This is a genomic window from Streptomyces sp. NPDC046759, assembly GCF_040645475.1.
Lineage (GTDB): Bacteria > Actinomycetota > Actinomycetes > Streptomycetales > Streptomycetaceae > Streptomyces.
Genome location: NZ_JBEYYJ010000012.1, coordinates 1 through 22,713, shown reverse-complemented (window position 1 = coordinate 22,713; position 22,713 = coordinate 1). Strand labels below are relative to the sequence as shown.

21 protein-coding genes are annotated in these 22,713 nt (G+C 75.0%); 17 read left to right on the top strand and 4 right to left on the bottom strand.

Going from position 1 to position 22,713, the window contains the following annotated elements; genetic code table 11:
- Nucleotides 1-200: 200 nt before the first annotated feature.
- Nucleotides 201-764: a hemerythrin domain-containing protein gene (locus ABZ919_RS17960; protein ID WP_361248444.1), complete on the bottom strand. Its 564-nt coding sequence runs from the start codon at nucleotides 762-764 to the stop codon at nucleotides 201-203.
- A 102-nt stretch (nucleotides 765-866) separates the two neighbouring features.
- The gene (locus ABZ919_RS17955; protein WP_361248443.1) at nucleotides 867-1,055 is read right to left on the bottom strand and encodes a hypothetical protein; all 189 of its coding nucleotides are present in this window, start codon (nucleotides 1,053-1,055) and stop codon (nucleotides 867-869) included.
- Between the two features lie 769 nt (nucleotides 1,056-1,824).
- Here ABZ919_RS17955 and ABZ919_RS17950 point away from each other — a divergent pair.
- The 15 genes from ABZ919_RS17950 to ABZ919_RS17880 all read left to right on the top strand — a co-directional run bounded on the left by ABZ919_RS17950 (nucleotide 1,825) and on the right by ABZ919_RS17880 (nucleotide 17,453).
- Nucleotides 1,825-2,832, top strand: coding sequence for an NAD-dependent epimerase/dehydratase family protein (locus tag ABZ919_RS17950; RefSeq protein ID WP_361248441.1), 1,008 nt, complete (start codon nucleotides 1,825-1,827; stop codon nucleotides 2,830-2,832).
- Between the two features lie 31 nt (nucleotides 2,833-2,863).
- Complete coding sequence (locus ABZ919_RS17945; protein WP_361248439.1) at nucleotides 2,864-4,498, top strand: carbamoyltransferase C-terminal domain-containing protein; 1,635 nt, start codon at nucleotides 2,864-2,866, stop codon at nucleotides 4,496-4,498.
- Nucleotides 4,495-5,493, top strand: a complete 999-nt coding sequence (locus ABZ919_RS17940) for a glycosyltransferase (RefSeq protein ID WP_361248438.1) — start codon at nucleotides 4,495-4,497, stop codon at nucleotides 5,491-5,493. The genes ABZ919_RS17945 and ABZ919_RS17940 overlap by 4 nt, the downstream gene beginning before the upstream one ends.
- Nucleotides 5,490-6,278 carry an HAD-IIIA family hydrolase gene (locus tag ABZ919_RS17935; RefSeq protein ID WP_361248436.1) on the top strand — a complete coding sequence of 263 codons (789 nt, stop codon included), beginning with the start codon at nucleotides 5,490-5,492 and terminating at the stop codon, nucleotides 6,276-6,278. The genes ABZ919_RS17940 and ABZ919_RS17935 overlap by 4 nt, the downstream gene beginning before the upstream one ends.
- Nucleotides 6,278-7,288: a glycosyltransferase family 9 protein gene (locus ABZ919_RS17930; protein ID WP_361248434.1), complete on the top strand. Its 1,011-nt coding sequence runs from the start codon at nucleotides 6,278-6,280 to the stop codon at nucleotides 7,286-7,288. The genes ABZ919_RS17935 and ABZ919_RS17930 overlap by 1 nt, the downstream gene beginning before the upstream one ends.
- Nucleotides 7,285-8,247: a glycosyltransferase gene (locus ABZ919_RS17925; RefSeq protein WP_361248433.1), complete on the top strand. Its 963-nt coding sequence runs from the start codon at nucleotides 7,285-7,287 to the stop codon at nucleotides 8,245-8,247. The genes ABZ919_RS17930 and ABZ919_RS17925 overlap by 4 nt, the downstream gene beginning before the upstream one ends.
- Nucleotides 8,244-9,476, top strand: coding sequence for a glycosyltransferase (locus ABZ919_RS17920; protein WP_361248432.1), 1,233 nt, complete (start codon nucleotides 8,244-8,246; stop codon nucleotides 9,474-9,476). The genes ABZ919_RS17925 and ABZ919_RS17920 overlap by 4 nt, the downstream gene beginning before the upstream one ends.
- The gene (locus tag ABZ919_RS17915; RefSeq protein WP_361248430.1) at nucleotides 9,473-10,174 is read left to right on the top strand and encodes an SIS domain-containing protein; all 702 of its coding nucleotides are present in this window, start codon (nucleotides 9,473-9,475) and stop codon (nucleotides 10,172-10,174) included. The genes ABZ919_RS17920 and ABZ919_RS17915 overlap by 4 nt, the downstream gene beginning before the upstream one ends.
- Entirely contained in the window at nucleotides 10,171-11,601 is a 1,431-nt protein-coding gene (locus tag ABZ919_RS17910; RefSeq protein WP_361248429.1) for a PfkB family carbohydrate kinase, read from the top strand. Before ABZ919_RS17915 ends, ABZ919_RS17910 begins: the two co-directional genes overlap by 4 nt.
- A 181-nt stretch (nucleotides 11,602-11,782) precedes the next feature.
- Nucleotides 11,783-12,778 (top strand): glycosyltransferase family 9 protein, encoded by a 996-nt coding sequence (locus tag ABZ919_RS17905; protein WP_361248427.1) that lies wholly within the window; start codon nucleotides 11,783-11,785, stop codon nucleotides 12,776-12,778.
- The gene (locus ABZ919_RS17900; protein ID WP_361248426.1) at nucleotides 12,768-13,709 is read left to right on the top strand and encodes a glycosyltransferase; all 942 of its coding nucleotides are present in this window, start codon (nucleotides 12,768-12,770) and stop codon (nucleotides 13,707-13,709) included. The genes ABZ919_RS17905 and ABZ919_RS17900 overlap by 11 nt, the downstream gene beginning before the upstream one ends.
- Complete coding sequence (locus tag ABZ919_RS17895; RefSeq protein ID WP_361248424.1) at nucleotides 13,706-14,614, top strand: glycosyltransferase; 909 nt, start codon at nucleotides 13,706-13,708, stop codon at nucleotides 14,612-14,614. Before ABZ919_RS17900 ends, ABZ919_RS17895 begins: the two co-directional genes overlap by 4 nt.
- A 133-nt stretch (nucleotides 14,615-14,747) precedes the next feature.
- Nucleotides 14,748-15,200 (top strand): STAS domain-containing protein, encoded by a 453-nt coding sequence (locus tag ABZ919_RS17890; RefSeq protein ID WP_361248422.1) that lies wholly within the window; start codon nucleotides 14,748-14,750, stop codon nucleotides 15,198-15,200.
- Between the two features lie 121 nt (nucleotides 15,201-15,321).
- On the top strand, nucleotides 15,322-16,851 hold the full coding sequence (locus tag ABZ919_RS17885; RefSeq protein WP_361248420.1) for an ANTAR domain-containing protein: 1,530 nt from the start codon (nucleotides 15,322-15,324) through the stop codon (nucleotides 16,849-16,851).
- Nucleotides 16,852-16,997: 146 nt separating this feature from the next.
- Nucleotides 16,998-17,453, top strand: a complete 456-nt coding sequence (locus ABZ919_RS17880) for an RpiB/LacA/LacB family sugar-phosphate isomerase (protein WP_361248418.1) — start codon at nucleotides 16,998-17,000, stop codon at nucleotides 17,451-17,453.
- Nucleotides 17,454-17,614: 161 nt separating this feature from the next.
- Here the strand turns inward: ABZ919_RS17880 and ABZ919_RS17875 are convergent, their stop codons facing one another.
- On the bottom strand, nucleotides 17,615-17,983 hold the full coding sequence (locus ABZ919_RS17875; RefSeq protein WP_361248416.1) for a DUF6479 family protein: 369 nt from the start codon (nucleotides 17,981-17,983) through the stop codon (nucleotides 17,615-17,617).
- A 156-nt stretch (nucleotides 17,984-18,139) separates the two neighbouring features.
- Here ABZ919_RS17875 and ABZ919_RS17870 point away from each other — a divergent pair, with 156 nt between their 5' ends.
- Complete coding sequence (locus ABZ919_RS17870) at nucleotides 18,140-18,511, top strand: ferredoxin (protein ID WP_361248415.1); 372 nt, start codon at nucleotides 18,140-18,142, stop codon at nucleotides 18,509-18,511.
- Between the two features lie 159 nt (nucleotides 18,512-18,670).
- Complete coding sequence (locus tag ABZ919_RS17865; RefSeq protein WP_361248414.1) at nucleotides 18,671-19,849, top strand: acyl-CoA dehydrogenase family protein; 1,179 nt, start codon at nucleotides 18,671-18,673, stop codon at nucleotides 19,847-19,849.
- Between the two features lie 359 nt (nucleotides 19,850-20,208).
- Here the strand turns inward: ABZ919_RS17865 and ABZ919_RS17860 are convergent, their stop codons facing one another.
- Entirely contained in the window at nucleotides 20,209-22,383 is a 2,175-nt protein-coding gene (locus ABZ919_RS17860) for an FUSC family protein (RefSeq protein ID WP_361248413.1), read from the bottom strand.
- Nucleotides 22,384-22,713 lie beyond the last annotated feature (330 nt).

Sequence of the window (22,713 nt, the reverse complement as noted above, 5' to 3'; positions counted from 1 at the left end):
CGGACCCCGCGGAAACGCGGACGGCGCCTGCGGAAACGCGGACGGCGCCGTCCGGTGACGGCGCCGTCCGGTTGAGAAGTCCCCGGTCTTCACGCACACCGGGCCCCTCCACGCACACCGGACCCCGTCCCCGTCAACTCCGTTGCTCAGGCGCCTGGTTGACGGAACGGGGACCTGCGATCACAGGGCGGCGGCCCTCCTCAGCTCTCCTTCCCGCGTCCCGAGAGCGCGTCCCGCATCCGGTCGACCAGACCGGCACCCGGGGCCAGCAGCTTGTTGGCCGGGGGAGTGTCCGGTGCCGACGGGTGCGGACGGGTGGGGGCCATCTTCTTCGCGCGGCGCACCTTGTCACCGAGGTCCATCAGCGCGTCCGGCGGACAGGCGGTCTCCAGCTGCGGGAAGAGGTTCTGCTCCTCGTCCATCACATGGGCACGGATCTCGCTCATCAGCTGGGCCATGAGGGTGTCGAACCGCGGATCGTCCGCCTGGCAGCCCTCCAAGTCCTTCATGATCTGCTCGGCCTTGGAGTGATCCTCGATCTCCTTGTCCGCCAGCGCGTCCCCGCCCGTCAGATGCCGGCGCACCGCCGGGTACAGATAGGCCTCCTCCGCGACCGAATGCCGTACCAGCTCGATCGTGGCCTGGTCGGCGAGGTTCTTGCGCTCCTTGGAGCCGGGCGGCAGCGCCTCGATACGCCCGAAGATCTCCTCGACCTCACGGTGATCGGTCGTCAGCTCCTGAATGACGTTTCCGCCGTGACCCATGTCGTCACCTCCTGCGAGACATCGCGGCGGCCCCTTGGCGGCCTGCCGTCGCCGCGTCGAGTGCCCCGCGCGCGGCGCGCTACACGGCCGGCCCGGCCGAGGTCAGCGCATCGAGTGGCGGGCCGCGGCCATCCGGCCCGATCCGGAAGGCGCCCGGAGCCACCAGCGGTCCAGCCGTTCCCCGCGCAGCGCCCGGCTCCGGTCGAAGCGACGGACCAGCGCCAGGTACTGCCCGGCCGTGACGCACGTCCGCCGGTCGTCCGTGGCCGGACGCGTCTCGGCCGGTCTCACGGTGTCCTGTTCGGTCGGCCGGGCGGTGAGCAGCGCGTCGACCTCCTCGTGGCGGCTGTGCGCGCGCCGTACTCGTGGAAGCCGGCGGCCGCGGGGTAGGCCGGACCGACGACCGAGACCGGGCGGCTGCCAGTCACCGTCAGGCCCTGAACCCGGCATGCAGCGCGGTGGCCCGCGGCCCCTGCACCGGGCCGCGAAGAGCGGGACGCCGCAGGCCTCGGGCGCGTCGCCCCCAAGGGAAAGCTCACCCAGCAGCCGCACGTGCCGCTCGGCGGGGCAACGGCCCCGGCCGTCGCCCCGGCGTCCCGGGAACCGAACCAGTCGGTCGGCAGCAACCCGCCGGGGACTTCGGCGGGGGCGGCGCAGCGGGGCGGCAGCGCGGCCGTGAGGTCGTCGGGCATGCCCTCTCCAGCCCGTCGCTTCCCCTCCGGTCCGTTCCGGCGTTTCTCGCTCCGGCCCTCGCCATGCCTTCCCCGGCCTTCCACTCGGGCCCCGGTCGCCTGCCGGGCCGCCACCGGAGTCGCGCGAGTACCCGGAGCCCCGGACAATGAGAATCCAACGCGTGAATCCGACTGGCACGGGAACTCAGCCTGCCAGTGCCGTCCAGACAGCGGCGGCCGATCAGGGCGGTCCCCCGGATCTGCGGGACCCGAACCCCTGTCCTTTTCCCTCAGCGGGCCGACGAGTTCGGCCCGGCGACGCGGCATGCGCCGAACGCCCAGGCAGGAGCGTTCCCAGGGCGCGACGACGTGGACGAAGGAACAGCCCCATGACTGGTGACACACCGTTTCCCTGGCGGCGCGCCCTCGTGACCGGCGGGGCCGGCTTCCTCGGCTCCCATCTGTGCGAGAGCCTGCTGGATTCGGGCGTCGAAGTCGACTGTGCCGACAACCTGGCCTGCGGGCGGCGGGAGAACGTCGCCCAGCTCGAAGACCGGCCCGGATTCCGTTTCGTGGAACTCGACGTCTCCGCGCCCGACTGCGCGCAGCGGCTGCCGGGGCCGTACGACGTGGTGCTGCACTTCGCCTGTCCGGCCTCGCCCGCCGACTATCTGCGTCTGCCCCTGGAGACCCTGGACGTCGGCAGCCTCGGCACCCGCAACGCGCTCACGATCGCCGAACGCGACGGCGCGCGCTTCCTGCTCGCCTCCACCTCCGAGGTGTACGGCGATCCGCTGGTGCACCCGCAGCACGAGGGCTACTGGGGCAACGTGAACCCCGTCGGGCCGCGCAGCGTGTACGACGAGTCCAAACGGTTCGCCGAGGCCCTGGTCACCGCGCACTGCGGCACCAGGGAGACGAACGCCGGGATCGTGCGGCTGTTCAACACCTACGGGCCACGCATGCGGGCCCACGACGGCCGGGCCGTGCCCACCTTCATCTGCCAGGCCCTCGCCGGTGAACCGGTCACGGTGACCGGTGACGGCAGCCAGACCCGGTCGCTGTGCTACGTGGACGACACCGTCGACGGCATCCTGCGGGTGGCCGCGAGCAAGTCGGTGCGGCCGGTGAACATAGGCGGCAGCGACGAGATCACCGTCGCCGACCTGGCCCGCAGGATCGTCGCCCTCACCGGCTCCCGTTCACCGATCGAGTTCATCGACCGGCCCGTCGACGACCCCGGCCGGCGCCGCCCCGACACCGCCCTCGCGCGCGAACTGCTCGGCTGGTCACCGCAGATCCCGTGGGAGGAAGGCATCAAGCAGACCATCGCCTACTTCGCCGCCCGGCCTCCCCAGCCGGTGCCGGGTGCACAGGAACCGGCAGCACCGAACTGACCCCGACCGCCCGCCGCACTGGAGACAGCGCATGCACGTCCTCGGTATCAACGCCCTCTTCCACGACCCCGCGGCCGCCCTGATCACCGACGGCAAGGTCGTGGCGGCGGCGGAGGAGGAGCGGTTCTCGCGCCGCAAGCACGGCAAGCGGCCCGTTCCCTTCTCCGCGTGGGAGCTGCCGGAGCAGGCCGCCCGCTGGTGCCTGCGCCAGGCCGGCCTCGCCCCGTCCGACCTGGACGCCGTCGCCTACTCCTACGACCCCGCGCTCGCCCGCCCCGCCGAGGAGATGGGCCTGAACGACCCCTGGGACCATCTGCGCCAGGAGTACGCCCGCCAGGCCCCGCGCTTCCTCGCCGAGGCGCTGCCGGGCCTGGACCCGGCCAAGGTCCGCTTCGTCCCGCACCACGTGGCGCACGCGGCCTCCGCCGGACCCGTGTCGCCGTATCCGGACTGCGCCGTCCTGGTCCTCGACGGCCGCGGCGAGTGCGGCTCCCACCTGGCCGGCCGTTACACCAACCGCGAGCTGACCGTCCTGGCCACCCAGCAACTACCCGACTCCCTAGGTCTGTTCTACGAGGACCTGACCCAGCACCTCGGCTTCCTCCGCAGCAGCGACGAGTTCAAGGTGATGGCGCTCGCCTCCTACGGCACACCACGCTTCGCCGGCCGGTTGCGCCCATACGTCCAGGCCGACGACCAGGGCGGTTTCCGCGCCCGGCCCGTCCCCTGGGCCGACCTCGTCCCGCCCCGCCCGGCAGGCGGCGCCTGGAGCCAGGACCACGCCGACCTCGCCGCCAGTGCCCAGCTGTGCCTGGAGGAGGCCATGCTCGCTCTGGCGAGGTGGCTGCGCGAGCGCACCGGCGAGGACGCGCTCGCCATGGCCGGCGGCGTCGCCCTGAACTGCGTGGCCAACACCCGCCTGTGGCGCGAGAGCGGCTTCGGGCACGTCTGGGTGCAACCGGCCGCCGGGGACGCCGGTACGGCCCTCGGCGCCGCCGCGCACGTGGCCGGCCAGAAGGACACCCTGGAGCCGATGCCGACGGCCGCGCTCGGCCGTGGCTGGAGCGACACCGAGCTGCGGGAGTGGCTGGAACGGGCCGCCGTACCGTACGAGGAGCCCGCCGACATCGCCGAGACGGCCGCCGAGGCGCTGGCCGCCGACGGGATCGTGGCCTGGTTCCAGGGCCGCAGCGAGTACGGGCCGCGGGCGCTCGGGCACCGCTCGCTGCTCGCCCACCCCGGCAGGGCAGCGAACCTGGAGCGGCTCAACGCGGTCAAGGGACGCGAGGAGTTCCGGCCCGTCGCGCCCATGGTGCTCGCCGAACGGGCGGCCGAGATGTTCGACGGGCCGCTGCCCAGCCCGCACATGCTCTTCGTGCACGCCGTGGCCGCCGACTGGAAGGCCCGCATCCCCGCCGTGGTGCACGTCGACGGCACCGCCCGCATCCAGACCGTCGACCGGGCCCAGGAGCCCCTGGTCGCCCGGATGATCGACGGGTTCGAGCGGCGCACCGGTCTCCCGGTGGTCGTCAACACGAGCCTGAACACCGCCGGGCGGCCCATGGTCGACGACCCGCGCGACGCCCTGGAGTGCTTCGGCTCCGCTCCCGTGGACCTGCTGGTGCTGGGGCCGTTCGCGATCCGCCGCGGGAAGGCGTTCGCATGACCGGCGCGCCCGCCTACACCGTCGTCGTCCCGACGATCGGCCGCCCCTGCCTGGCCGCGTGCCTGCGCGCCCTCTCCCGGGCCGAAGGGCACCCGCCGCACGAGGTGGTCGTCGTGGACGACCGTCCGGAGACCGACGGCGACCTGCCGCTGGAGCGGGCCGGTCCACTGCTCGACCGGATACGGATCCTGCGCACCGGCGGCAACGGCCCGGCCGCCGCCCGCAACGCCGGCTGGCGGACCGTCGCAACGCCCTGGACGGTCTTCCTCGACGACGACGTCCAGGTGCTGCCGGACTGGTCCCGGCTGCTCGCCGAGGACCTCCAGGAGGCCGGTGAGGACGTCGGCGGCATCCAGGGACAGCTGCGTGTCCCCCTGCCCCTGGACCGCCGGCCGACCGACTGGGAACGCAACACCAAGGGCCTGGAGAACGCCGCCTGGGCGACGGCCGACATGGCCTACCGCACCGTCGTGCTCACCCGGACCGGCGGCTTCGACGAACGCTTCCCGCGCGCCTTTCGCGAGGACGCCGACCTGGCCCTGCGGGTGCAGCGGGCCGGCTGGACACTGCGGCGCGGCCGGCGCGTCACCCGGCACCCGGTCCGCCCGGCCCACTGGTGGGCCTCGCTGCCCGCGCAGCGCGGCAACGCCGACGACGCCCTGATGAACCGGCTGCACGGCCGGGGCTGGTGGGACCGCGCTCAGGCGCCCCGCGGCCGGCTGCCCCGCCACCTGGCCGTGACCGGTGCCGCGCTGGCCGCGGCCGCCTGCGCGCTGGCCGGGCGCCGGCGAGCCGCGGCGGCCTGCGCCGCCCTGTGGACGCTCGGCACGACCGAGTTCGCCCTCGCCCGCATCCTGCCCGGCCCCCGCAGCGCCCGCGAGATCGCCGGGATGCTCGGCACCAGCGTGCTCATCCCGCCGCTCGCCGTGCGGCACTGGCTGGGCGGAGCCGTCCGCCACCGGCACGCGCGACCCCTGGGAGGAGGTGGCGGGTGAACACCGTGACCGCCGTGCTGTTCGACCGCGACGGCACCCTCGTCGAGGACGTGCCGTACAACGGCGACCCCCACCGGGTCCGGCTGCTCCCCGGCGCCGCCGAGGCCGTCGGACTCGTGCGCTCCCGCGGCCTGGCCACCGGGGTGGTCAGCAACCAGTCCGGCATCGGACGCGGACTGCTCACCCCGGACGCCGTGCACCGCGTCGACGAACGTGCCGACGCCCTGCTGGGCGGCCTGGACGTCTGGCTGTTCTGCCCGCACGCCCCGGAGGCCGGCTGCGCCTGCCGGAAACCGCACCCTGGCCTGGTCCTCGCGGCCGCGGCGCGACTCGGCGTCACACCCGCCCAATGCCTGGTGATCGGCGACATCGCGGCCGATGTACTGGCGGCACGCGCGGCGGGCGCCCACGGAGTGCTCGTCCCGAACGCGGCCACCGCACCTGCGGAGGTGGCGCGTTTCGCCCACCAGAGCGCCCCCGACGTACTCACCGCGGTCCGTAAGGCGCTCGCAGAACCGACGGCACCGCCCGGACCGCCCTGGTCGCCCGCGGGAAAGACGGCGCCCGGCCGGTCGTGGCCGTCCGCGCCGGACAGGGCGGCCGGGGCCGGGATGCTGCCGGACGTGGCGGCCGGCGGGCCGGTGGGGCTGTCGGGGAGGGGGTCGGCCGGGCGGTGCTCGGCGGTTTCCGGCGGAGCGCGGCCGTTCCGGCAGGGTGCGGCGGGCGCGGGCGGAGCATGGGCGGCCGGGCCGGACTCGGGGAGTTGCGGAAGGCGGCGGTCGTGATGAGGGCGCTCGTCGTCCGGCTCGACAGCTTCGGCGACGTGCTGCTCGCCGGCCCGGCCGTGCGCGCCGTCGCCGCCCACAGCGCACACGTCACCATGCTCTGCGGCCCGCGCGGCGCTGAGGCCGCCCACCTGCTGCCCGGTGTCGACGAGGTGCTGGTCTGGGAGGCGCCCTGGGAGGGCTTCGATCCGCCCGACGTGGACACGGCCGACATCGACGCCCTGCTCGGCCGGCTGCGCGCCGGGGCCCTCGACGCCGCGTTGATCCTCACCTCCTTCCACCAGAGCCCCCTGCCCACCGCGCTCCTGCTGAGGCTGGCGGGCATCGGCCGGATCGGCGCCGACAGCGTGGACCACCCCGGGCGGCTGCTCGACGTGCGGCACCGGCGGCTGCCGGGCCGCCACGAGGTGGAGGCGGCCCTCGACACCGCCGCCGCCATGGGATTCCGGCCACCTCCCGGGGACGAGGTCCGGCTGCGCGTGCTGCCGCCCCCGGACACCAGCGGCCTGACCGGCAACGGCCCGTACGTCGTCCTGCACCCCGGAGCCAGCGCACCCGCCCGCGCCTGGGACCCACGGCGGTGCGCGGACGCGGTGGCCCTGCTCGCCGACGCCGGGCACCGCGTGGTCGTCACCGGCGGCCCGCATGAGCGCGTGCTCACCTGCTGCGTGAGCGGCGACCTGGCCGTGGACCTCGGCGGCCGTACCTCCCCGCGCACCCTCGCCGGTGTGCTGCGCATGGCCGACGCCGTGATCAGCGCCAACACCGGGCCCGCCCACCTGGCCGCGGCCGTCGGCACACCGGTCGTGTCGCTGTTCGCGCCGGTGGTCCCGGCCGAGTGCTGGGCCCCGTACGGCGTCCCGACCATCCTGCTCGGCGACCAGTCCGCGCCGTGCGCCAACACCCGGGCCGTGACCTGCCCGGTCCCCGGACACCCCTGCCTGGACGAGGTCACCGGACAGGACGTGGTGCGCGCGGTGCACAAGCTCATCCAGGAGCGGTACACATGAACATCCTCGTCTGGCACGTGCACGGATCGTGGCTGACCGCCTTCGTGCAGGGCCCGCACACCTACCTGGTCCCGGTCACCGACGACCGCGGACCGGACGGTCTCGGCCGGGCCGTGACCTGGGACTGGCCCGAGACCGTCCAGGAGCGGACCCCGAAGCAGCTGCGGGACGGCGACATCGACCTGATGGTGCTGCAACGGCCGCACGAACTCGACCTGGCCCTGCGCCGCACCGGTCGCCGGCCCGGCGTGGACGTGCCCGCCGTGTACGTCGAGCACAACAGCCCCGACGAGTCCCCCGAACGCCAGCTCCACCCGCTCGCCGGGCAGTCGGAGATCCCCATCGTGCACGTCACCCACTTCAACCGGCTGATGTGGGACAACGGCCGGGCGCTCACCGAGGTCGTCGAGCACGGCATCATCGACCCCGGTCACCGCTGGACCGGCACCGAGCGGCGCGCGGCCGTCGTGGTCAACGAGCCCGTGCGCAGAGGCCGTACCACCGGTACCGACCTCCTGCCCCGGTTCGCCCGGTCCGCGCCCCTCGACGTCTTCGGCATGCGCACCGAAGGACTCGCCGGGCACCTCGGCCTGCCGCCCGAACGCTGCCGCGCCCGCGATCTGCCCCAGCACGAACTGCACCGGGAGATGGCCCGCTGCCGGCTCTATCTGCACCCCGTGCGCTGGACCTCCCTCGGGCTGTCGCTGCTGGAGGCGATGTTCCTGGGCATGCCGGTGGTCGCCCTCGACACCACCGAAGTGCGGGAGGCGGTCCCCGACGGCGCAGGGGTGGTCTCGAACCGCCTCGACGTCCTGGAGGACGCCGTACGCGTCTTCCTCGCCGACCCCGAACTCGCGCGTCGCACCGGCGAGGCGGCCCGGGCCGCGGCACAGGCCCGCTACGGAGAGCGGCGCTTCCTGGACGACTGGGAGCGCCTGATCAAGGAGGTCACCCGATGAGCCGTATTCCGCACACGGCCGGACGCATCGCCATGGTCTCCGAGCATGCCAGCCCGCTGGCCGCGCTCGGCGGACCGGACGCCGGCGGCCAGAACGTGTACGTGGCACAGGTCGCCCGGCAACTCGCCAGAAGGGGCTACCGGGTCACGGTGTACACCCGGCGGGACTCGGCGGGCCTGCCGGACCGGGTGACCCTGATCGACGGGGTGCAGGTGGTGCACGTGCCCGCCGGGCCGCCCGTACCCGTCCCCAAGGACGAACTCCTGCCCCACATGCCCGAGTTCGGCTCCTTCCTGGCCCGACAGTGGTCGCTGAGCCCGCCGGACGTGGTGCACTCCCACTTCTGGATGTCAGGCCTGGCCGCGCTGGCCGGCGCCCGGGAGCTCGGCATACCGGTCGTGCAGACGTACCACGCCCTGGGCACGGTCAAGAAGCGCTACCAGGGCGCCGCCGACACGAGCCCCCCGGAGCGCCTCGCCGCGGAGGAGGCCATCGGCCACGAGTGCGCCCGCATCATCGCCACCTGCAGCGACGAGGTCGCCGAACTCAAGGCCATGGGCCTGCCCGAGGACCGGATCAGCGTCGTACCCTGCGGCGTCGACCCCGACCAGTTCGCGCCCGCCCCCCGCACCCGCCCGGCCGGCGCGCGCAGGCGGCTGCTGTCCGTCGGCCGGCTGGTGCCCCGCAAGGGCTTCGACAGCGCCATCCGCGCCCTCGCCGGGATCCCCGACGCCGAACTGCTCATCGCGGGCGGCCCCGAGGCCGAGCTGCTCGGCACCGATCCCGAGGCCCAGCGCCTCTGTGCCATCGCCGGCGAGTACGGCGTCAGCGACCGCGTCACCCTGCTCGGCGGCATCAGCCGGGCCCGCATGCCCCGGCTGATGGCCGGCGCCGACCTCGTGCTCTCGCTGCCCCGTTACGAGCCGTTCGGCATCGTCCCGCTGGAGGCCATGGCCTGCGCCACGCCGGTCGTCGCCACCGCGGTCGGCGGCCAGCTCGACACGGTGGTGGACGGCACCACCGGTGTCCTGGTCCCCGCCGACGAGGACCACGACCTCGGTGCGGTCGTGCGCGCGCTGCTCGCCGACCCCGACCGGATGGCCCGGTACGGAGCCGCCGGCCGGGAGCGGGTCCTGACCCACTACACCTGGGACCGGGTGACCGACTGCGTGGCGGGAGTGTATGGCGCCGTGTCCTCGATCCCCTCGCTCTCGGGAGTCGTCCGATGAAGCCCGTCAGCGACACCACGCACTGCGACGACCTCGCCCAGGCCCTGGACGCGTTCCGCGAGCACGGCCCTCTCATCGAGGAGTGGGGCGGTGAACTCGCCCGCCGGCTGGGCGCCGGGGCCCGGCTGCTCGTCGCGGGCAACGGCGGCAGCGCCGCCCAGGCACAGCACCTGACCGCCGAACTCGTCGGCCGCTACCGCGACGACCGGGCGCCGTTCTCCGCACTCGCCCTGCACGCCGACACCTCTTCCACGACCGCGATCGCCAACGACTACGGAGTCCAGGAGGTGTTCGCCCGGCAGACCGCCGCGCACGGCCGCCCCGGAGACGTGCTCCTGCTGCTGTCCACCAGCGGTGCGAGCGCCAACCTGCTGACCGCCGCCGAGCGCGCCCGCCGCCTCGGCATGACGGTGTGGGCGCTGACCGGACGGGCGCCCAACCCGCTGCAACTCGGCGCGGACGAAGCGCTGTGCGTGGACGCGACGGTCGCCGCCACCGTGCAGGAACTCCACCTGGTCGCCGTGCACATGCTGTGCGAGGCCTTCGACCAGGCGGCCGAGCGCGGGGAGACCGACCGGACCGGCTCCACCGGGGCGGACGGCAGGCCGGGCGTCGTCGGCCGGCTGGTCGGCCGGGCCCGCACCGTCGGCCGCACCACGCCCCCCGCGCCCGCGGTCCACCGCAAGGGGCACCCATGACGAGCACACCCACCCCTCTGGTGGTCGTGGGCGACGCACTGCTCGACCACGACCTGTGCGGCCGGGCCGATCGGCTGGCCCCGGACGCGCCCGTCCCGGTGGTGCACGGCACCCGGCGCAGCTCCCGACCCGGCGGCGCGGCCCTCGCCGCCTGCCTCGCCGCCGCAGACGGCCGTCCGGTCACCCTCGTCACCGCGCTCGGCGACGACCCCGCCAGCGAGGTCCTGCGGGAGCTGCTGGCTGGCCGTGTCGACCTGGTGGAAATACCGCTGGAGGGCGCGCTGAGCAGCAAGACCCGGGTCATGGCCGGCGACCGGCCGCTGCTCCGCCTGGACGACGGCGAGGGACGCGCCCGCGCGGCGACGGGGGCCGCCGAGGACGCGGTGTCCCGAGCCGGCGGCATCCTGGTCGCCGACTACGGCCGGGGCACCGCCGACGTCCTGCGCGCGGCACTGGCCACCGCCGCCGGCCGCACCCCCGTGGTCTGGGACCCCCATGTCCGTGGCCGGGCTCCGGTGCCGGGCGCCCGCCTGGCCACGCCGTCCGCCCAGGAGGCCCGGACCTTCGCCCGCCGGCTCGACGACGCCGACGGGCCCGGTGACGGCGCGGGACTGCGCACCGCGGCCCGGGACGCCCGGACCCTGGTCCGGGCCTGGCAGGCAAGGGCCGTCGCCGTGACCCTCGGCGAGCGCGGTGCGCTGCTCTCCCACGGCGAGACCCCGCTGCTGGTCCCCACCCCGGCCGCCGTGGCGGGCGATCCGTGCGGCGCCGGCGACCGGTTCGCCGCGGCGGCCGCCGGCCTGCTCGCCGACGGCGCGCTCACCGAGGCCGCCGTACAGGCCGCCGTCCACGCCGCGACCCGCTACGTCGCCGAGGGCGGCGCCCGCGCGATCGCCACCGTGGAGCAGCCGCAGGCGCCCGAGGCCGCCCAGGGCGACGGCGACACCAACGGGGACGCCGTACGCACGGCCGCACGCGTCCGGACCGCGGGCGGCACCGTCGTCGCGGCGGGCGGCTGCTTCGACCTGCTGCACGCCGGGCACGTCGCCCTGCTCCAGGCCGCCCGCCGGGCCGGCGACTGTCTGATCGTGTGCGTGAACTCCGACGAATCGGTAAGCCGCCGCAAGGGCGCGGGCCGGCCCCTGGTGCCGGTCGCCGACCGGGTCCGGGTGCTGCGGGCCCTGGAGTGCGTCGACGCGGTCGCCGTGTTCACCGAGGACACGCCCGAACGCGTCCTCGGCGAACTCCGCCCGCACATCTGGGCCAAGGGCGGCGACTACGCCCGCACCGAGCTGCCCGAACAGCCCCTCGTGGAGAGCTGGGGCGGCCAGGTCCTCCTCCTGCCCTACCTCGACGGCCGGTCCACCACGGGCCTGGCCCGCCGCGCGGCCCTGGCACCGGCCCCCACCGGAGGCCGCCCCAAGTGACCACGGAACACCGCGCACGGCCGGCGCCTCCACCGGGGCTTTTGGTGCCGTCCGGGCCGGACGTCGCGCCACCGCCCCCGGCTCCAGGGCGCCACGCGCCCGCCCGGCACGCGTCCTGGTACGCGCCGTGGTACCCGGCCACCGTCCCGCCGCGGCCCCGCACCCTCAGGAGGACCACTCGGTGACCCCCACCCCGTACCACCCCCCGACCGTCCTCGTGCTGCGTGCGCTCGGACTCGGTGATCTGCTCGCCGGTGTTCCCGCCTTGCGGGGCGTCCGCCGGGCCTTCCCCCGGCACCGGATCGTCCTCGCGCTGCCCCCGGGACTGACCGAGCCGGCCCTCGCCACGGGGGCCGTCGACGCCGTGTTCCCCGCCGAGGCCCCGGGGCGCGCGGTGCCGTCCCTCACGCACTGGACCGGGCCGCCGCCCCACGTGGCGATCGACCTGCACGGCAACGGCCCCGAGAGCCGTGACGCCCTCGCGTCCCTGCAGCCGCGCCGGCTGCTCGCGCACGCCTGCCCGGACGGCCCGCCCTGGCCGGCCGACGTCCACGAACGGGACCGCTGGTGCGCCTTCCTGCACGCCTACGGCATCCCGGCCGACCCGTTCGACCTGGGTCTGCCCCGGCCCGGCACGCGGTCCCCGGCGCCGGGCGCGGTGGTCGTGCACCCCGGGGCCGCCTCCGGCTCGCGCCGTTGGCCGGGGGAGCGGTTCGCGGCGGTCGTTCGGTGCCTGCGCGCCGCCGGACACCATGTGGTGGTCACCGGCGGACCCGGTGAGGAGGCCCTGGTGCGTTCGGTCGCCGAGCGCAGCGGGCAGCGCGCCCAGGACGTGCTCGCCGGTGGTCTCCCGTACCGCGAACTGTCCGCGCTGGTGGCCGACGCGGCCCTGGTGCTCAGCGGCGACACCGGCCTGGCGCATCTCGCGGTCGCCCACGGCACCCGATCCGTCACCCTGTTCGGCCCCGTCTCCCCGCACCTGTGGGGACCGCCCGAGAGCCCCCGCCACCTGGCCCTGTGGAAGACCGGCCCGCCCGGCGACCCACACGGCAGCACCCCCGACGCGCGGCTGCTGCGCATCCGCTCCGGCGAGGTAGCCGCGGCCTGCCTGACGCTGCTCGGACCGGTCCGCGCCCCCGGCCCGCAGCCGGGACCGGTGGTGGCGCATGTCCACTGAGTCCGCCACCGGCCTCGCCCGCGGCGCGACCACGGCCGGCGACCAGCGGATCACCGTCGCCGTCATCACCCGCGACCGGACCGCCAGCCTGCTGCGCACCCTCGACGCGCTGGCCGCGCTGCCCGAACGGCCACCGGTGATCGTCGTCGACAACTCCCGCGACGACCGCACCCGCAGGGCCGTGCACGGTCACCCGGCCCTCACCCGACTGCTGCGGCCGGCCGCCAACACCGGCGCCCTCGGCCGCAACCTGGCCGTCCGGCACGCCCGCACCCCCTACGTAGCCTTCAGCGACGACGACTCCTGGTGGGAGCCGGGCAGCCTGCGCCGCGCCGCCGACCTCCTCGACCGCCACCCCCGGCTCGGTCTGCTCGCCGCCCGCACCCTCGTCGGCGCCGAGGCCGCCGACGACCCCCTCAACGCCGTCCTCGCCGACTCGCCCCTGCCGCTGGAGCCCGACCTGCCCGGCCGCCCGGTGCTCGGCTTCCTCGGCTGTGCCTGCGTGGTGCGCCGGGAGGCGTTCCTCGACGCGGGAGGCTTCAACCCGCTGCTCTTCTTCGGCGGCGAGGAGACCCTGCTCGCCTACGACCTGGCCGCCGAGGGCTGGGGCGTCGCCTACGAACCCGCGCTGCACGCCCGTCATCTCCCGCAGACCGAGGGCCGCACCGGCCGCCCCTTCCTCGTCCGGCGCAACTACGTGCTGACCACCTGTCTGCGCCGACCCTGGCACGTCGCCCTGCGGGCCGTCGCCGGACTCGCCGTGGCCGCCGCGGCGCAACGGCCCGGTGCGCGCCGCGCACTGAAGGAGACCCTGCTGCGGCTGCCCGCCGCCCTCGCCCGCCGCCGCCTCCTGCCGCCGCACGTCGAACACGCCGCCCGCCTGCTCGACCGGCAGCCGGCCGGGCGCCCGCAGGAAGGCCGGGAGCGATGAACCGGACCGGGCCGGACGACCGTACGACCGTCGTCGTGACCACCCACAACCGCCGCGCCGAACTGCTGCGCACCCTCGGCATGCTGCGCCGCCTGCCGGAACGCCCCCGTGTGATCGTCACCGACAGCGCCTCGACCGACGGCACCGCCGCAGCGGTCGCCCGTGACTTCCCCGAGGTCGGGCTGCTGCGCCCGGGCCGCAATCTGGGAGCCGTCGGCCGCAACCTCGCCGTCCGGCAGGTGACCACGCCCTACGTGGCGTTCTGCGACGACGACACCTGGTGGGAACCGGGCAGCCTGCGCCGCGCCGCCGATCTGCTCGACGCCCGGACCCGGCTCGCGGCCGTCACCGCGCGGATCGTGGTGGAACCGGTAGGCACCGAGGACCCCGTCGTACGCGAACTGCGCGAGTCCCCGCTGCCCGGGCCGGGCGGGCTCCTGGGACCGGCCCTCGGCTCCTTCCTCGCCGGTGCCACGGTGCTGCGCACCGGGGCCTTCCGGGCCGGCGGCGGCTTCCACCCGGGCCTGTGGCTCGGCGGCGAGGAGGAACTGCTCGCCTGCGACCTGCAACGGCAGGGCTGGTGGCTGGCCTACGCCGAGGAGCTCACCGTCCACCACCACGCCTCCCGGCTGCGCGACAGCACGGCCCGCCGCGTCCTCGGGATCCGCAACACCCTGTGGTTCACCTGGCTGCGCCGCCCCCTGCTGCCGGCGCTGCGCCGCACCGGCCGTCTGATGCGCACGGTGCCCTGGGACGCCGCCTCCGCCCGCGCCTTCGCCCAGGCCACCGCCGGCCTGCCCTGGGTGCTGCGCCGGCGCGACCCGGTACCGCCGGACCTGGAAGACCGGTTGGCCGCGCTGGAACGGGCCCGACGGACCTCACCCGCGCGGCGGTGTGTCGGCTGAACCGGGCGCGGTGCGACACGCCCGGAGAGAGTCGTTGCGCGGGGCGTGTGCCGGAGGCACAGTGAACTCCCCGGTCAAGACGCGGCTGGCTGATCCTTCCCCAAGCACCTTCCCGGCAGGAAGTCCGATCCTCATGGAAAACGGTCAGCTGTCCCGTCACCGGGTCCGCCCCGGCGGCCCGCCCCCGCTGCTCCTGCAGACCGTGCACGAGCACCGGCCCGAGGCCGGCGCGGTCAGCGTCCTGAAGGCCCGGGGCACGGTCGACGCCTCCAACGCCGTGGAGTTCTCCGAGGCGCTCGCCGCCCACATCGCCCAGGCCGACAAGGCCGGCGAGGATCCCGTGCTGGACATGACCGAGGTGTACCTCGCCTGCCCGGCCGCCGTGCGGTCCGTGGACCGGGCGACCGGGGCCCTCGCCTTCTCCGGCCGCGCCCTGCCCGTCGTCCAGCCCCGGCCGCATGTGCGGGACGCGCTGCGCGCCGCCGGGCTGCCCGGGGTGCGGGTGCACGCCACCATGACCTCCGCCCTGAACTCCCTGGAGGCCCGCAGGCGGGCCGGCCCGCGGCCCGGCGGTCCCGGTTGGTGAGCGGAGCGGCCCACCCCTTCCGGCGCGGCGCCTGGCGCGGCCGGGGGCCGGGCTCCTACCGTGCACAGTGCTCAGGGAGAGGCCGCCCGAGTCCATCGCGACGTCCTGTCTGGGTGATGCCATGAACACCTCTTCCGACCCGCCCGCCGCTCCGGCACCACTCGTCATCGAGTCCTCCGTCGTCGAGGGGCTGCCGGCCGAGGGAGCACTGCTGCTGCGCATGTCCGGCAGCCTCGACGCCGCGGGCGTCCAGGCCTGGTCGGCGGAGCTTCGCGGCCACCTCGACAGGGCGGACCGCGAGGGGCTGCGGCCCGTCCTGGACATGGCCCATGTGCAGCTCGGCGGCGCGGCCGTGCTGCACACGCTGAGCGAGACGACCCGGGAGCGCGCCGGACGCCCGGACCTGATCATCGTCCGCGCCCGGCCCGGCGTCCGCGAGGCGGTGCACCTCGCCCGGCTGAACGGCGTCAAGCTCTACGCCACCCTCGACGAGGCGCTGCGCGAGCTGGCCCGCGCCGCCTCCCGTGTGGAGGACCTGCCGGCCTGGCGGTCGCAGATGGCGGACCCGCTGCGGCCCAGCTACGAGGATCTGCGCAAGGAGGTCCGCGCGCTGCGCGCCCGGGTGCGCACCGCCCCGGTCATCGGCATGGCCCAGGGCGTGCTCATGGTCCGCTACGGCCTGCCGGACTCCGGCACCGCCTTCCGGGCGTTGCGCGAGGCCTCGCAGCGCTTCAACGTGCCGCTGCGCGTCCTCGTCTCCGCCGTGGTGGTGGCCCGCTCCCCGGACGGCGAGGTGTGGTTCCCAGGCCGCCGTTTCCTGCCCGTGCCGCAGCTGCGGATCCTGGCCCGCGACGGCCGCGACCCGCGCTGCCGGCGGCAGATGATCGACGCCGTGCTGCACGAGGCGCTGGCCGTCGGACGGGCGCCGGCCGGCTACCTGCGGTTCGTCGACCCGGCCGTGAACGCGCTGGTGCTGGAGAACCAGTACGGCTGTGCGGAGGTGTTCGTCGACCACCTGGTGCGCGGCCGGGACGAGGGCACCGCCGATGCGGTGGCCCGGTTGCGCGGACGCCGGGTCAGCATCCCCGACGTGGCCGTCGACGCACTGCTCTCCGAGGAGTTCCGGCGCGTCCTGCTCACCACGGGCACCGGCGCCCTGTACAGCGTTCCCGTGCTGTCCGCGGCCGGCTCGTGCATCGGTGTGCTCACCCTGCACTGGCCCGACGCCGGGCACCGGCCGACCGCCGCGCAGGCCGAGGCCCTCGGTCTGCTGGCCGCCGACACCGCGGCCTGGCTGAGCTGGTACCACCGCTCGGTGCTGCTGGACGCCCTCGAACACCTCCACCGGATGCTGACCGGCGCGGCCCCGCCCGCCGAGGCCGGCGTGGGTGACTCGCGCCGGCCGGGGAACCCGGAGCCCGCACGCAGTACGCACCATCCGGAGGGAGTCCGGCACATGTCCAATCCGCAGCAGCCCGAACAGCGGCGCAGCGACAAGGGGGGCGCCACCCCGCAGGACAGCGGCGAGCTCAAGGCCCGCCAGGAGGCCGGCCGCCGCGCGGGCGCACGCCCGCACGGCTCGGACAAGGGTGAGAAGGGCGGAGGCGAGGGCGGCGGCGTGCCTCCGGCGCAGCAGCCGGAACACCCCTGACCGCACGGAGGGCACCGTCCTCCGCCGGGTGCGGGCAGGCTGCGCCTGGTCGCGCAGTTCCCCGCGCCCCGGAGGGGGTGACCCGGCCCCACCGTCCCGCGTCCCCTCGGGGGGTGCCGGCCCCGGCGCTCCACTACCCTCCCCGTATGCGGATCTCCGTCTCCTCCGACATGGATGAACCCGTGGCCCGGCTGCTCGTCGAGGACTTGCGGCGGCGGGGCCATGACGTGCGGCCGCACGGCGCGCTGCGGCCGGGCGCGGACGCGCAATGGGCGGCCTGCTCGGAAGCGGCCGCCCGGGAGGTGGCCGAGGGCGCCGCCGACCAGGCGGTGGTGTGCTGCTGGACCGGCACGGGCGCGTCCATCGCGGCCAACAAGGTGCCCGGTGTGCGCGCGGCGCTGTGCACGGACGCCGTCACGGCGGACGGCGCGCGCCGCTGGAACGACGCCAACGTCCTCGCACTGAGCCTGCGCCTGACCTCCGCACCGCTGCTGAAGGAGATCCTCGACGCCTGGTTCGCGGGCGAACCCAGCGAGGACCCCGACGACCGGCGGAACGTGGCCCGCGTCGGCCGCCTGGACGCCGCGCGGAAGGACTCCTAGGGCGTACGGCGGTCCGGCGCGGGCCGGGCCGGCGGGGCTGGTCGCCTTCTTCGGTGGGTGGTCGGGCTCTGCGGTGGGTGGTCGGGCTGTGCGGTGGGGTCGGTCTGCGGTGGGGTCGGTCTCCGGTGGGGTCGGTGGGTGCGGTCGTGCGCGGCCGGGAGTCAGTGGGCGCCGAGCCCGCCGCCACCGAACGAGCCGCTGGAACCCCGGCTCCAGCGCGGACGTTCCTTCGTCTCGCTCGGCCTGGAGTCCTGGTTCCTCAGCTCGTACGGAGTGAGCGGACGGCCGCCCTTGGGGATCTGGGGAACCTCCTCGGACTCCCTGTTCTGCCGGACTTCGCGCACCGGTCCCTCCGGCGGCAGCTTGGGCTGCTCCTCGGGCCGTGGCCGGGGAGCCTCGCGGTACTTGACGCGGGAGGTCATCCAGAAGCCGCCGGCGAGCAGTACCACCACGCCCACGCCGGCCACCAGGAACAGCACGAGGGTCATCAGGCCGCTCGCCGCGGCCAACTGCATCGATGCGGTACTCATAGGACAGGAATACCCCACCCAGAAGCGGACGAACCGGACACCGTCCGTGGCGGGCCGGGGACCTGCGGCGACTCGCGGATACCGTGAGTTCCCGGACCGCCGGCCGAGCCCCGCTCCCGGTGGTTTGCCGCTCCGCGCCCCGGCTACCCGCACGGTGTGACATCGCCGACTTCACAGCAGCTGTACCGGTTCCTGGAGGACCGCTTCGCCTGTGCCCAGGCGTGCACGGAGTGCGCCCGCGCCTGCGCGGTGTGCGCCAGCCTGGTCGACCCGGACGGCACCGAGCGCCAGGAGCGCGTGCGCAGACTCGGCATCATGTGCGCCGAGGTGTGCGACGCCACCTGCCACGTGCTGTGCGAGGAGAGCCGGCAGGACGAGGACGAGATCCGCGTCCGGCTGGAGTGGTGCCGCTCGGTCTGTCTGGAGTGCGCCCGCGCCTTCGACGGGCAGCCGGGCGCCGAGTCGGCGGCGGGCACGTGCCGGGCCTGTGTGGAGGCGTGCACGGAGTTCCTGCAGAGCCTCACCTGACCTGCCGAGGAACCTCCTCGCGTCCTCGCGCAACGGCCCGGCCGGCGGGCCGTGCCGCGCGGTGCGGCGGAATTGCCCCGGGGTGCGTCATTCCCAATTTCTGAAACACGTTCTACGGTGTGCGGCGTCAGGACCGCCCTTGGGGAGCCTGGAGGCGCCGTGCACCTCGACCACACGCCCGAGCAGCAGCGACTGCGCGCCGAACTGCGCGCCTACTTCGCCGAGCTGGTCCCGGACAACGCCTACGCCCGGTACGCCGACCCGGCCGCGCAGAAGCGGTTCTACCGCGACACCATCCGCCGGCTCGGCACCGACGGCTGGCTCGGCGTCGGCTGGCCCGAGGAGTACGGCGGACGTGGCATGACGGCGATGGAGCAGTTCATCTTCTTCGACGAGGCCGCACAGGCCGGCGTACCGCTTCCACTGATGGCGCTGAACACGGTCGGCCCGACGCTCATGCGCTACGGCACCGAGGAGCAGAAGGCCTACTTCCTGCCGCGCATCCTCTCCGGTGAGATCGACTTCGCCATCGGCTACAGCGAGCCGGACGCCGGCACCGACCTCGCATCGCTGAGGACCAGGGCCGTGCGCGACGGCGACACCTACGTCGTCGACGGGCAGAAGATCTGGACCACGAACGGCGACACCGCGGACTGGGTGTGGCTCGCCGTGCGCACCGACCCCGCCGCCCCGCCGCACAAGGGCATCACCATGCTCCTGGTGCCGACCTCGGACCCCGGGTACTCCTGCACGGTCATCAACACGCTTGCCTCGCACGACACCACCGCCAGTTACTACGAGAACATCCGCGTCCCCGTCTCCCGTCGCGTCGGCGAGGAGAACCAGGGCTGGCGGCTGATCACCAACCAGCTCAACCACGAGCGCGTCACCCTCGCGGCCCACGGCACCATGGCCATCCGCGCCCTGCACGACGTGCAGCGCTGGGCGTGGGAGACCAAGCTCGCCGACGGCCGCCGGGTGGCCGACCTGCCCTGGGTGCGCCGGCTGCTCGCCCGGACCCACACCCGGCTCGACGCGATGAAGCTCCTCAACTGGCAGATGGTCGGCGCCGTCGAGGACGGCACGCTCACCCCGCAGGACGCCTCCGCCGTCAAGGTCTACGGCTCCGAGGCCCGCCGCGACGCCTACGCCTGGCTCATGGAGATCACCGGCGCGGCGGGCGAGCTGAAGGAGGGCTCGGCGGGCGCCGTCCTGCACGGCGAGCTGGAGCGCGGCTACCGCTCGGCGGTCATCTTCACCTTCGGCGGCGGCAACAACGAGATCCAGCGCGAGATCATCTCCTGGATCGGCCTGGGTATGCCGAGGGTGCGGCGTTAGCTCCCAGTGCAGATCTCTTGCGTCGATACCCACGCGCCAGAAGAGGGAGGTCCTCAGCCTGCGCCGAGCAGCGGGACCGGGTTGGTCGGCCGCTCGTTGGTGCGGTCGTGGGGAACCCGCGCCCACGGCTCCTCGTACTGAAGAACGGCTCGGTCGCACGGGGCTCGCCGTCCTTCCCACCGGGGAGGAACCACCGCCGACAACCGCTCGCCCCCGCCGCTGAAACGGCATCACCGCCGCAGAACCCGGCTGGCTGGATTCTCGTGATGGCGACAGCGGCGTACGTGTGGCGACGCCCGACGCGGCGGGGCGACTGCTTGCCGCTCCAGGAGGCGAGGCGCTCCCCGTGGCCGACTTCGTCACCCACCCCGGTGCGCGGGGCCTGATCCGTCACCTTCCGCCGCCGCGGCGGCCCGCACCCGCTGCTCCTCGCGAGCAGAGCCGACGTCCCGTTCCAGGGGTGTGCGGCTCACGGCTGTCGCGAGGTCTTCCAAGGCCCGTTTTTGCAGCTCCGCCTCGCGCCGCACGACCGGGCTCCCATCGCCGGCGGCGTCCTCCCACGCGTGGAGCGCCTCCTCCACGCGTCCCCAGTCCGGATTCCTGTGCTCGCGCACGTCGACCGCTGCCTTCGCGGTGTCCGTCTCCAGTGCCTCCGCGAACCGCTCCGCCTCGGGGACGACACGGCTGTCGGCCCGCGGGACGTGGCTCTCCATGAGCATCGCCGCGCGGCCGAACCCCTTGAGCGCCTCCTGCGCCTCCTGCGCCTCGCGCGACGTCAGACCCCTGGGGCGGACCGGTTCCTGCCTTGCCCGGTCGTATGCCTCCTGCCAGGCGGCACGTGCCTCCCTGCTCTCCAGCAGCGCCCTGCGCAGGTCGGCGTGATGCTCCCGGGTCGGTTCGGCGTAGTCGCGGAGGACCGCGGCCGCGTAGCGGCCGTTGGCGGCGAGCCAGTCCGCAAGCCGGCCCGGCAGCCGGGGTGTCTCCCATGCGGGGAACACCACGTACGCCAGCATCGCGAGGGCCCCACCGAGCAGGGTGAGCACCACCCGCTCCGGGACTGTCTGCTCCCATGCCTGGCCGCCCATGCCGAGCAGGAAGACGACGTACGCGGCGGTGAAGCACTGCGAGTAGGCGTAGCCGGTACGGTTCAGCGTGTACGACAGGCCCGCCGAGACCACCGCCAGCGCGCCGGACACATGGGCGTCCGGGCCCAGGGCCCGCACCATCCCGGTGGCGAGCGCGACCCCCGCCAGGGTCCCGGCGAGACGGGCCACCGCCCGCGCGTACGTCCGGTGGAAGTCCGGCCGCATCACCATCACCGAGGCGATGGGCGCCCAGTAGCCGTGGCCCAGGGGTAGCCGGGCGGCGAACACATAGCCGAGCGTGGCCACCGCCGCCAGGCGGACGGCGTGCCGGAACACGGGCGAGTCCCGGCGGAGCTCACGGCGCACCGCCCGGACGACGACCGGGACCAGCCGGAGCATTGTCGGGCGCACCAGGAACTGGGCGCCAGCGAGGCCGGGCGGCGTGGGCGTCCTCCCGCGCGCGCAGCCGCTCCCGGCGATCTCCAACGCCTCGCCGAGCAGTTCCACGAGCCGCTCGGCGGCCTGCCGCGCGGGGCCCTCCAGCACCTCGTGCTCCTCGTCGATGCGCAGGACGTCCGTGCTCTCAGGCCGCACCTCGGCGGGAGTGCCCCGGCGGATCGAACGGGCGGCCGCATCCAGGACGTCGGCGGCCGCGTCGAGCAACTCCCGCGCGCGGTCCCGCCCGGGTCCCTCCGCCGGGGCGCCGACGTCCGGGTCGGCGAGCGCCGCGACCACCGGCCGAATGCGCTCGGCGAGTCCCCGGGGGCCGTGCAGGACGGAGGGACGAGTACGGGCCTGTGACGGCGTCACGGCAGCCGCGTCCCGGGCCGTCATCAACGGCTCCGGGTCGAACGGGGCGGTCGGGTCGTGCCGCAACCGGCGGGCGTAGTCCGCCACGGCGGCCAGGGCGTCGGCGAGCGCGTCACGATGCGCTCCCCAACGCCGGATCGGGAACAGCAAGATCAGCACGGCCTGGATCACGCCTCCGAGTGCGATGACTCCGGCGTGCTCCAGGGCTCGCCCGATGCTCGTGGGCAAGGTGATGGTCACCAGCATGCTGCCCACGGTCGTCGCTGCGACGATCCCAGCGGTCGATCCGACGGCCCACGCCATCCCCGCGGCAAAGGCCCATACGGCCAGCAGCGGCAGGAACGTCACGAGTCGCCCCGCCGCCAGGTAGCCCACGAAGGTGCTGAGCGCCAGACCCGCGCCCGCGCCGAGCGCGACCACCTTGCGCGGACGCCAGCTGCGCTGGAAGGTGGCCCCACCCGCGGAGTAGGCGCCGAGGGCGGCGGACGCGGCATACGCAGGGGAGACCAGCCACAGCGCCGGCCCGATGACGATCGCCACCCCGGCGGCCGCGCGCAGCGCGAGCAGGGGCTCCAGCCGCGTCTCCTCGATCTTGAGCCCGGATCGCACGACCTCCCCGAAGGCCCGCAGCCACGTCACGGGTGTCCGCCTGGCCGGAACGCCCTGCCGGGTCGCGTCGGCCTGGTTGAGGTGGGGCAGCCGTCGGGCAAGGAAGCCTCCCACACGGCCCGCTGACTGGCTGGCGGCCGCAGCCGCTGGACGGGTGCTGCCACTGCGGACACTGCTGAGCGTCCGCCAGTCCGTCCTCCGGGCCGGAGCGGGGGCAACCGCTGTTGGGTCAGGTCCGGCCGGAGCGCGGCGATTGGCCCCCGCGCCGGCCGGAGGACCGGCAGATCGCCACCCGTCCCCCGGACCGGTCCGGTGAAACAGGGGGCACGGCGGCCCCGGGTCTCTTACCGCTTGTGGCCG